The 10,089-nt window shown below is 39.0% G+C and carries 10 protein-coding genes; 4 read left to right on the top strand and 6 right to left on the bottom strand.

Annotation, left to right across the window (positions count from 1 at the left end; translation table 11 throughout):
• Window positions 1–45: 45 nt before the first annotated feature.
• The 4 genes from HMPREF1048_RS10990 to HMPREF1048_RS10975 form a co-directional block, all read right to left on the bottom strand.
• Window positions 46–585, bottom strand: a complete 540-nt coding sequence (locus tag HMPREF1048_RS10990; RefSeq protein ID WP_004249229.1) for a ClbS/DfsB family four-helix bundle protein — start codon at window positions 583–585, stop codon at window positions 46–48.
• Between the two features lie 56 nt (window positions 586–641).
• Window positions 642–1,136, bottom strand: a complete 495-nt coding sequence (locus tag HMPREF1048_RS10985; RefSeq protein ID WP_000031481.1) for a YkgJ family cysteine cluster protein — start codon at window positions 1,134–1,136, stop codon at window positions 642–644.
• A gap of 133 nt (window positions 1,137–1,269) precedes the next feature.
• Window positions 1,270–3,003, bottom strand: coding sequence for a phosphoenolpyruvate--protein phosphotransferase (gene ptsP / locus HMPREF1048_RS10980; RefSeq protein WP_020902391.1), 1,734 nt, complete (start codon window positions 3,001–3,003; stop codon window positions 1,270–1,272).
• 5 nt (window positions 3,004–3,008) lie between these two features.
• Window positions 3,009–3,272: a phosphocarrier protein HPr gene (locus HMPREF1048_RS10975; RefSeq protein ID WP_000146947.1), complete on the bottom strand. Its 264-nt coding sequence runs from the start codon at window positions 3,270–3,272 to the stop codon at window positions 3,009–3,011.
• A gap of 349 nt (window positions 3,273–3,621) precedes the next feature.
• Here HMPREF1048_RS10975 and nrdH point away from each other — a divergent pair, with 349 nt between their 5' ends.
• From nrdH to HMPREF1048_RS10955, 4 genes are all read left to right on the top strand, one after another.
• Window positions 3,622–3,840, top strand: coding sequence for a glutaredoxin-like protein NrdH (gene nrdH / locus HMPREF1048_RS10970; protein ID WP_000259240.1), 219 nt, complete (start codon window positions 3,622–3,624; stop codon window positions 3,838–3,840).
• 80 nt (window positions 3,841–3,920) lie between these two features.
• Entirely contained in the window at window positions 3,921–6,080 is a 2,160-nt protein-coding gene (gene nrdE, locus HMPREF1048_RS10965; RefSeq protein ID WP_000523233.1) for a class 1b ribonucleoside-diphosphate reductase subunit alpha, read from the top strand.
• Between the two features lie 189 nt (window positions 6,081–6,269).
• Window positions 6,270–7,232, top strand: a complete 963-nt coding sequence (nrdF, locus tag HMPREF1048_RS10960; protein ID WP_000451385.1) for a class 1b ribonucleoside-diphosphate reductase subunit beta — start codon at window positions 6,270–6,272, stop codon at window positions 7,230–7,232.
• A 141-nt stretch (window positions 7,233–7,373) separates the two neighbouring features.
• Window positions 7,374–8,141, top strand: a complete 768-nt coding sequence (locus HMPREF1048_RS10955; protein ID WP_000917572.1) for a DeoR/GlpR family DNA-binding transcription regulator — start codon at window positions 7,374–7,376, stop codon at window positions 8,139–8,141.
• A 100-nt stretch (window positions 8,142–8,241) separates the two neighbouring features.
• Here the strand turns inward: HMPREF1048_RS10955 and HMPREF1048_RS0102620 are convergent, their stop codons facing one another.
• Window positions 8,242–8,499, bottom strand: a complete 258-nt coding sequence (locus tag HMPREF1048_RS0102620) for a DUF3884 family protein (RefSeq protein WP_000471835.1) — start codon at window positions 8,497–8,499, stop codon at window positions 8,242–8,244.
• Between the two features lie 41 nt (window positions 8,500–8,540).
• Window positions 8,541–9,947 (bottom strand): 6-phospho-beta-galactosidase, encoded by a 1,407-nt coding sequence (lacG, locus tag HMPREF1048_RS10950; protein ID WP_000169277.1) that lies wholly within the window; start codon window positions 9,945–9,947, stop codon window positions 8,541–8,543.
• Between the last annotated feature and the right edge of the window lie 142 nt (window positions 9,948–10,089).

Raw genomic sequence — 10,089 nt, 5'->3', positions numbered from 1 at the left:
TATTACGTTTAAAAGAACTCATTCTTTCTATTTCAAATAGGCCATCTATCCTTTACAATTCTTCCGATGTGCTTTGAGTTTTTTCAGAGCCCAATCATAGTGGCTTGACGTGCTACTAACAAAGTAGGAACCTAGACTTGTTCCGCCGGTCCACTTATAGACACCTTTGGTAAAGAGTTCGTCATTGCTAAAAACTTCTATCAACTCTAACACTTCTTTATGTGATTGTTCCAAGAGCCTAGTCGCTTCTTCTAAGGACGTTTTCTGGTGCTTCTTCCAAAAAGCGACATTCATTTCTCCATAAGTTTTCCAATTATAAAGCTCAGGGAGAAAAGGGCTTTCGTGACCTTCTTGATTAGAATATACCCAAGTCAAAAGTAACTGCTGCCATTCATAAAGATGGATCAAGACATCCCGTAGATTTTTATCTCTTTTCCAGTGAGCTTCTTTTTTCTTTGGGTCTCTTGAAAAATCAAATGGAATCTGTACCTCATCTTCACTTAGTTGGGAGATGAAACGATTGAGCTTTTCATAGTTTTCCTTAGAGGCCAGCATTAGCTCCTCTTTTGTTTTCGGTCTAGGCACAGAGTTCTCCCTTCATATTACTAGTTATTATTAGAAATTTTTTATCCTTTAAATCTCTATAACTTATCCTTTAATTTCTCAACAAAGAGATAGGCTGCTGGACAGGTCAAAGTATTCTTAATCGTCAAATGGTTGATTTGATGGATCTTTTTGCGATCTGTATGGGGGAACTCTCGACAGGCCTTTGGACGAACGTCATAGATGGAACAAAGATTATCTCCTCCTAGAAAGGGACAAGGCATGGATTTAAAAACCTTATCACCATCTTCATCTACCTGCAGAAACTCCGCTTCAAAAGCTGGTAATTTCATCTTAAAATACTTGGCGATTCGTGTAATATCCGCTTCTTTAAAGTCAGGACCCAATGTCTTGCAACAGTTGGCACAGGCAGTACAATCAATTTCCTCAAATACTTCTTGGTGAATCTGCTGGGCTATCTTATCTAGATTTTTTGGTGGCTTTTTCTTTAAATTGGCTAAAACTTTTCGATGCTCCTTCTGCTTTTGTAAGGCTAGCTGGTGGTAATACTCAATATCAATTTCTTTAGACATGGTTTCTCTCTTATTCTAATTACTTTCCCCTATTATACCATGACTCTGAACCATTGAAAAGTGGAGTTTAATAGACTATACTTTCCCAAAATGCGTCAAAAAACCTTGCAACTAGGTTACAAGGTTAATCACATTAATCGAAGTTAACGTATTCTTTTTGAAGTTCAAGAACTTCTTCCATTGTTGAACACTCTGTAAGGGCACGGTTAGCGTACTCTTCCATCTTAGCAGTATCCAATTTCTTCATCAAGCTACGTGTACGGAGTACAGATGTTGCTGACATAGAGAACTCATCCAAGCCCATTCCGACAAGAAGTGGAACAGCTTTTTGGTCACCAGCCATCTCACCACACATACCAGCCCATTTACCTTCAGCGTGAGCTGCCTTGATAACGTTGTTGATCAAGCGAAGGATTGATGGGTTATATGGTTGGTAAAGGTATGAAACTTGCTCGTTCATACGGTCTGCTGCCATTGAGTATTGGATCAAGTCGTTTGTACCAATTGACATGAAGTCTACTTCTTTTGCAAATTGGTCTGCAAGCATCGCTGCTGCAGGGATTTCAATCATGATACCAACTTGGATATCATCCGCAACTGCAACACCTTCAGCAAGAAGGTTTGCTTTTTCTTCTTCATAAACTGCTTTAGCTGCACGGAATTCTTTCAAAAGGGCAACCATTGGGAACATGATACGCAATTGACCATGAACAGAAGCACGAAGAAGGGCACGGATTTGTGTACGGAACATTGCATCTCCAGTTTCAGAAATAGAGATACGAAGGGCACGGAATCCAAGGAATGGGTTCATTTCATGTGGCATATCGAAGTAAGGAAGTTCCTTATCTCCACCGATATCCATTGTACGAACAACCACAGGTTTACCATTCATTCCCTCAAGAACAGCCTTGTAAGCTTCATACTGCTCATCTTCAGTTGGGAAATCTTGAGAATCCATGTACAAGAACTCTGTACGGTAAAGTCCAACAGCTTCTGCACCGTTGTTGTTAACACCTTCAACGTCTTTTGGAGTACCGATGTTAGCAGCCAACTCGAAGTGTTTACCGTCAGCAGTCACTGTTTGAGCATCTTTCAAAAGTGCCCATTCAGCTTTTTGTTTAGCATAAGCTTCACCAGCTGCTTTAAATTCTGCCGCTTGTTCATCTGTTGGGTTGATAATCACTTCACCAGTAATTCCGTTAACGGCAAGGATATCACCGTCTTTCACTACTTCAGTGATGTTGTTTGTTCCCAATACAGCTGCAATTTCAAGTGTACGTGCCATGATAGCTGAGTGGCTTGTACGTCCACCGATGTTTGTTACAAAAGCTTTTACAAAGTTTTTGTCCAATTGAGCTGTATCAGATGGTGTCAAGTCATGCGCAATCACGATTACTTCTTCGTTGATAGAAGCTGGGTTTGGCAATTTCTTACCAAGAAGGTTTGCCAATACACGTTTTGTCACGTCGCGGATATCCGCTGCACGTTCTTGCATGTATGGGTTGTCTTCCATACCTTCAAAGATAGTGATGAACATGTCAGTCACTTCTTTAAGACCTGCTTCTGCATTTACTTTCTTAGCACGGATTGTTTCTTTAATCTGACCAATCAATTCTGGGTCAGAAAGAACCATCAAATGAGCGTCAAAAACTTGAGCCGCTTCTTCACCAAGCGTACCTACAGCTTTCTCACGGATAAGAGAAAGCTCGTTTTGAGAAGCTTCAAGAGCTACATCCAAACGAGCCTCTTCTGCGTTTGTATCTTCGACTGAAACAGTCTCGAATGACAAATCCGGTTGAACGAGTAGATATGCTTTTGCAACTGCAACACCGTCAGATGCCGCGATTCCTTTAAGCATTTCTGTCATTTTCCTTATGCCAATCCTTCTTTTTCCATTGTTTCTGAGATTGCAGCGATAGCGTCATCTGCATCTGCACCTTCAGCTGAGATAGTTACGTCAGCACCTTGGCCAACACCAAGACTCATAACACCCATGATTGATTTAAGGTTAACTGATTTACCTTTGTACTCAAGAGTGATATCTGAAGCAAATTTGCTAGCAGTTTGTACCAACAATGTTGCTGGACGTGCGTGAATACCTGTTTCTGCCACTACGTGGAAATCTTTAGAAGCCATAGTTTGACTCTCCTTTTGTTCTTTCTTTTTTGAGTTATATGTGATAACCCTTACAATTTGGTATTATATCATCTTCTAGGATTTTTTTCAAGCATTTTATGGGATTTATTCGATTTCCTTTCAGATAACTTCCTGAAAATCTTCTATTCTAGATAACAAAACACAGGATATAGTTTTCCAAAAAACAACTTATAGGAGAATTATCACTATTTTTTAGAACAAACACTACATATTGTGTTTTGTTTGGTTATGTAGAAAAACAGACCACTATATTTAGTTTTAAATCGTTGACAAAATTTTAATTTCTGGTATACTAAGATAGTATTAAATTTTAAAGAGGAGTTACACAATGGTAACCGTTTATTCTAAAAATAACTGTGTCCAATGTAAAATGACCAAACGTTTCTTGGACAGTAATAATGTCGCTTATCGCGAAATCAATCTTGATGAGCAACCTGAGTACATCGATCAAGTTAAAGAGCTCGGTTTCAGCGCAGCTCCTGTTATCCAAACACCAACTGAAGTCTTTTCAGGTTTCCAACCAGGAAAATTGAAACAATTAGCATAATCTTAGTACATCATCCAGAAGAAACTGCTTCTAGGGCTAACTTAGAAGCCTTTCTTTTGTAATTAGATAAGGGAAATTTTATGGGATTAAAACATCTTGAGGACGTGACTTACTTCCGTCTCAATAACGAAATCAACCGTCCTATTAATGGACAAATCATGCTTCATAAAGATAAGGAAGCCTTGGATGCTTTCTTTAAAGAAAATGTAGTTCCAAACACTATGGCTTTTGATTCAATCAAAGATAAAATCAATTACCTCATTGAGCACAACTACATCGAAACAGCCTTTATCAAGAAATACCGTCCAGAATTTTTGGAAGAATTGCATCAATTTATCAAAGAACAAAACTTCCAATTCAAGTCTTTCATGGCAGCTTATAAATTTTACAATCAATATGCTTTGAAAACTAACGACGGTGAATATTACCTTGAAAGCATGGAAGACCGTGTCTTCTTTAACGCCCTTTATTTTGCTGACGGTGATGAGGCGATTGCAATTGATATTGCCAATGAAATCATCCACCAACGCTACCAACCTGCTACTCCTTCCTTCTTGAATGCTGGTCGTGCTCGTCGTGGGGAGTTGGTATCTTGTTTCTTGATTCAAGTAACTGATGACATGAACTCTATCGGACGTTCTATCAACTCAGCTCTTCAACTGTCACGTATCGGCGGTGGTGTGGGGATTTCCCTCAGCAACCTTCGTGAAGCTGGTGCACCTATCAAGGGCTATGAAGGAGCAGCTTCTGGTGTCGTTCCTGTTATGAAGCTTTTCGAAGATAGCTTCTCTTACTCAAACCAATTGGGTCAACGTCAAGGTGCTGGTGTTGTCTACCTCAACGTCTTCCACCCAGATATTATCGCCTTCCTTTCAACTAAGAAAGAAAATGCCGATGAAAAAGTTCGTGTTAAGACCCTTTCACTTGGTGTTGTGGTACCCGATAAATTCTACGAATTGGCTCGTAAAAATGAAGAAATGTATCTCTTCAGCCCATACTCAGTAGAGCTTGAATACGGTGTGCCATTTAACTACATCGACATCACTGAAAAATACGATGAATTGGTCGCAAATCCAAATATCCGCAAGACAAAAATCAAGGCGCGTGATTTGGAAACTGAAATCTCTAAATTGCAACAAGAGTCTGGTTACCCTTATGTCGTCAACATCGACACGGCTAACCGTGCAAATCCCGTTGATGGAAAAATCATCATGAGTAACTTGTGTTCTGAGATTCTTCAAGTCCAAGAACCAAGCTTGATCAACGATGCTCAAGAATTCCTTCAAATGGGAACGGATGTTTCATGTAACCTTGGTTCAACCAACGTGGTTAACATGATGACTTCACCTGACTTTGGTCGCTCTATCCGTGCTATGGTTCGTGCCCTTACTTTCGTTACAGATAGTTCACACATCGTAGCTGTTCCTACCATCGACCACGGAAATAGCCAAGCTCATACCTTTGGTCTTGGTGCCATGGGACTTCACAGCTACCTTGCCCAACAATTGATTGAATATGGATCGCCTGAGTCTGTTGAGTTTACTAGCATCTACTTTATGCTTATGAACTACTGGACTTTAGTTGAGTCAAACAATATTGCGCGTGAACGTGGTATCACCTTCCACAACTTTGAAAAATCAGACTATGCTAACGGAAGCTACTTTGACAAGTATGTGACTGGCGAGTTTGTTCCAAAATCAGACCGTGTTAAAGAACTTTTCAAAGATGTCTTTATTCCTAGTGCTGCTGATTGGGCTGAACTTCGCGACAAGATTCAAGCAGATGGTCTTTACCACCAAAACCGTCTTGCTGTAGCTCCAAATGGTTCGATCAGTTACATCAATGACGTTTCTGCTTCTATCCACCCGATTACACAACGTATCGAAGAACGTCAAGAAAAGAAAATCGGTAAAATCTACTACCCTGCTGCTGGCTTGTCAACAGAAACCATTCCTTACTACACTTCTGCTTACGACATGGATATGCGTAAAGTGATTGATGTCTATGCTGCTGCAACTGAGCACGTGGACCAAGGACTTTCACTCACCCTCTTTATGCGTAGTGACATTCCAAAAGGTCTTTACGAATGGAAGAAGGAAAATAAACAAACGACACGTGACTTGTCTATCCTTCGTAACTATGCCTTTAACAAGGGTATCAAGTCTATCTACTACGTCCGTACCTTTACAGATGATGGTGGAGAAGTCGGTGCCAACCAATGTGAAAGCTGTGTGATTTAATCTTTGCTTGAGAAAACTACTTTTTCTCAGATAAGTGATTCATTCACCCTGCTAAACTAGAATAAGCATCTATACTATGAAATAACAAAAAGTCGGGCTTCCGACTTTTTGTGCGAAACTACTCTAGGATTATGATAAAATAAAAATAATTGTGAGTTCGCAATACTAAACACAGAAAGAGATTTCAAAATGGAAACTTACTACAAAGCCATTAACTGGAATGCCATCGAAGATGTCATCGACAAATCAACTTGGGAAAAACTGACGGAGCAATTCTGGCTTGATACACGTATTCCCTTGTCAAATGACTTGGATGACTGGAGAAAGCTATCAAATGTAGAAAAAGACTTGGTTGGAAAAGTCTTTGGTGGTTTAACCCTTCTCGACACTATGCAATCTGAAACTGGGGTTCAAGCCCTTCGCGCGGACATCCGTACACCCCATGAGGAAGCTGTTTTCAATAACATCCAATTTATGGAATCTGTCCACGCAAAATCTTACTCATCAATCTTTTCTACCTTGAATACTAAGGCTGAGATTGAAGAAATTTTCGAATGGACCAATACCAATCCTTACCTACAAAAGAAGGCGGAAATCGTCAACGAAATTTACCTAAACGGTAGCCCACTTGAAAAGAAAGTTGCCAGTGTCTTCCTCGAAACCTTCCTTTTCTACTCTGGTTTCTTCACTCCCCTCTACTATCTTGGTAACAACAAACTAGCCAACGTTGCGGAAATCATTAAATTGATTATTCGTGATGAATCTGTTCACGGAACCTACATTGGTTACAAATTCCAACTTGGTTTCAATGAATTACCTGAAGAAGAGCAAGAAAAACTCAAGGATTGGATGTACGACCTGCTCTACACTCTTTATGAAAATGAAGAAGGTTATACAGAGAGCCTCTATGATGGTGTTGGTTGGACGGAAGAAGTCAAAACCTTCCTTCGCTACAATGCCAACAAGGCACTCATGAACCTGGGACAAGATCCACTCTTCCCAGATTCAGCTGATGATGTCAACCCAATCGTTATGAACGGTATTTCAACAGGAACTTCCAACCACGACTTCTTCTCTCAAGTCGGAAATGGCTACCTCCTTGGTGAAGTTGAAGCCATGCAAGACGATGATTACAACTACGGTTTAGACTAAGTCAACAATTTCAGAAGTGATATCAATATCATGGTTTGTTTAAAACAACCATGATATTTTTGTTTTTGTTTTCTTTTGTTTTTTAAATTGATTGATTGAATACTTTATGATAAAATAGTAATAGAAATAGAGGTGATAACGATGTTAAAGCAGGAAAAACTAGATAATATTCTAGAAACGGTAAATACAAAGGGAACTATTACTGTAAAAGAAATCATGGCTCGCTTAGATGTATCAGATATGACTGCTAGACGCTACTTACAAGAGTTGGCTGACAAGGATTTACTTGTTCGTGTGCATGGAGGAGCTGAAAAAATTCGTACAGGCTCCATTTTAAACAATGAACGTTCCAATATTGAAAAACAAAGCTTACAAATCGCAGAAAAACAAGAAATTAGCCGTTTTGCAGGTCATTTAATCGATGAAGGGGAAACCATTTTTATCGGTCCAGGGACAACCTTGGAATCTTTTGCCCGTGAACTTCCAATCGATAATATTCGTGTTGTAACAAACAGTTTACCAGTCTTTCTCATTCTAAACGAACGAAAACTAACAGATTTGATTTTAATTGGTGGCAACTATCGCTCTATCACTGGAGCCTTTGTGGGAACACTAACCTTGCAAAACTTAGCCAATCTCCAATTTTCTAAAGCTTTCGTTAGCTGTAATGGTATTAAGGACAATGCGATTGCGACCTTTAGTGAAGAGGAAGGTGAATCTCAACGAATCGCCCTCAATAATTCCAATAAAAAATACTTACTAGCTGACAATAGTAAGTTCAATAAGTTTGATTTTTACACCTTCTACAATATCTCAGATATTGATACCATCGTTTCAGATTCTAAACTGAGCAAAGAAACGTTCGAACAACTTTCAAAACAAACAAAAATTATTCTTTCTAAACCATAAAACTGAGGATTGATAAAATATAAAATGCGTCATATCAAGAAAATAAGAATCTTGATATGACGCATTTTTTGATGAAGATTTTTACAAAGAGTTTCCTACTTTATGATTGTTGAAACGGCATAAAATCTGAATCAAAGGAGATATTATCCCATTCTTCAGGACTGATAAAATTTAAAAAGATATTTTTAAATTCTTCCAACTCATAGTCTGAATGACAAATCCATTCTTTACCGGTAGAGACATACCATTTCCCAAGTTTTTTCAGCTCCTCATTAGTCAAACACGGTATTTGAGAACATTTTTCGAAATTTATAATATAAACTTTTTCATAAATAGATTGGATAAATTCTTTGAACATCTTTTGCCTCACTAGAATTCTATATCTAATTACTCATTCTACTACTCAATCACTTGAGTTTCCGCTACTTTCTTGTACCAGTGAGCTGATTTCTTAGGATAACGTTCTTGAGTTTCAAAGTCTACATAGAAGAGACCGTAACGTTTTTCATAACCGTTTGACCAAGAGAAGACATCCATTAATGACCAAATGAAGTAACCTTTTACATTAGCGCCATCTGCAATAGCATCAGATAATACTTCCAAGTGTTGTTTGACATAATCAATACGGCCATCATCGTAAACAGTGTTATCAATGAACTCATCTTTATATCCAAGACCATTTTCAGTGATGTAAATCTTCTTGTAGTTCGGATAATCTTTCTTCACGCGCATGATTTGGTCATACAAACCTTGAGGGTAGATAATCCAATCCCAGTCCGTACGTGGCACATAATCAGGAGCTACACGACGACCAACACCTTTGATTTGGTATTTAGAGCTTCCTTTTTCACCTTTACCATTATGGATGATTTCAGTTTCTCCATCAAAGGCTTCCATCCAGTCGCTCATATAGTAGTTAATTCCTAGGAAGTCATTCAAGTCTTTTGCGGCTTCTAATACTTCGAAATCTTCTTCACGAAGATCTAAGCTACCACCATTGGCAGCCAAGATAGCCTCTACCCCTGCCAGAGTCTTTTCAGAGTAGTGCCCCAGATAAGTTGCATCCAAGATAAATTTGTTATGGATAATGTCCTCCAATTCTGCCGCAATAACATCTGCAGGATTTTCAGGATCAAGTGGGTACTTAGTTGGCAGAGCATGAACCACACCAATTTCACCTTTATAGCCTTTCTCTTTATACAATTTTACCGCGCGTGCATGAGACACCATCATATTGTGGTGCGATTGGAAGACTTTGGCAAGGTCGTACTGAATACCTGGAGGGAATTTACCAACCAAGTATTGACCATCACCGATTGGTCCAATTTCATTAAAGGTTGTCCAATAGTTTACTTCTGAAAATTCTTCAAAACAGAAGGCAGCATAGTCTACAAAGTGTTCGATATTTTCACGATTTAAGAAGTCTCCATTTGAGTGGAGAGCTTCTGGCGTGTCAAAGTGATGAAGAGTTACAAAAGGCTCAACGTGACGTTTGTGACACTCTGCAAATAAATTATGATAAAACTCAACACCTTTAGCATTTACTTGACCGTAACCAGTTGGGAAAATACGTGACCAAGCAATAGAAATTCGAATACCATTGACACCATACTCTTCTGCTAGCTTGAGGTCAACTGGATATCGATTGTAAAAATCACTAGCTGGCTCCGCAGTGTACCAGTAGTTATCTTCAAGATATTTATCCCACGCTACTGGTCCTTTACCATCAGTATGTGTAGCACCTTCTGCTTGATAGGCAGCTGTTGCGCCACCGAAAATAAAGTCTTTTGGCAATGTTTTTGTCATTTTTTTCACCTATTTCTTGATTTAAATAAAGTAAAAGTGAGAGGAGAGGAGTCAGTGAGCCATCCTTCTCCATCTCACTTCTTGTACCAAGTCACCGAATTGTGACATGAGGGGGTAAAAACAATATCTTTTTACCGACGAC

The sequence above is a fragment of the Streptococcus mitis SK575 genome, from assembly GCF_000257865.1.
Classification (GTDB): Bacteria; Bacillota; Bacilli; order Lactobacillales; family Streptococcaceae; genus Streptococcus; species Streptococcus mitis_CQ.
The sequence above is the reverse complement of the archived record's forward strand: the minus strand, read 5'-3'. Positions and strand labels throughout refer to the sequence as shown.

Excerpts from the sequence above, each read along its gene's own strand:
- HMPREF1048_RS10985 (WP_000031481.1), bottom strand. The coding sequence starts at position 1,136 with ATGTCTAAAGAAATTGATATTGAGTATTACCACCAGCTAGCCTTACAA.
- ptsP (WP_020902391.1), bottom strand. The coding sequence starts at position 3,003 with ATGACAGAAATGCTTAAAGGAATCGCGGCATCTGACGGTGTTGCAGTT.
- HMPREF1048_RS10975 (WP_000146947.1), bottom strand. The coding sequence starts at position 3,272 with ATGGCTTCTAAAGATTTCCACGTAGTGGCAGAAACAGGTATTCACGCA.
- nrdH (WP_000259240.1), top strand. The coding sequence starts at position 3,622 with ATGGTAACCGTTTATTCTAAAAATAACTGTGTCCAATGTAAAATGACC.
- nrdE (WP_000523233.1), top strand. The coding sequence starts at position 3,921 with ATGGGATTAAAACATCTTGAGGACGTGACTTACTTCCGTCTCAATAAC.
- nrdF (WP_000451385.1), top strand. The coding sequence starts at position 6,270 with ATGGAAACTTACTACAAAGCCATTAACTGGAATGCCATCGAAGATGTC.
- HMPREF1048_RS10955 (WP_000917572.1), top strand. The coding sequence starts at position 7,374 with ATGTTAAAGCAGGAAAAACTAGATAATATTCTAGAAACGGTAAATACA.
- HMPREF1048_RS0102620 (WP_000471835.1), bottom strand. The coding sequence starts at position 8,499 with ATGTTCAAAGAATTTATCCAATCTATTTATGAAAAAGTTTATATTATA.
- lacG (WP_000169277.1), bottom strand. The coding sequence starts at position 9,947 with ATGACAAAAACATTGCCAAAAGACTTTATTTTCGGTGGCGCAACAGCT.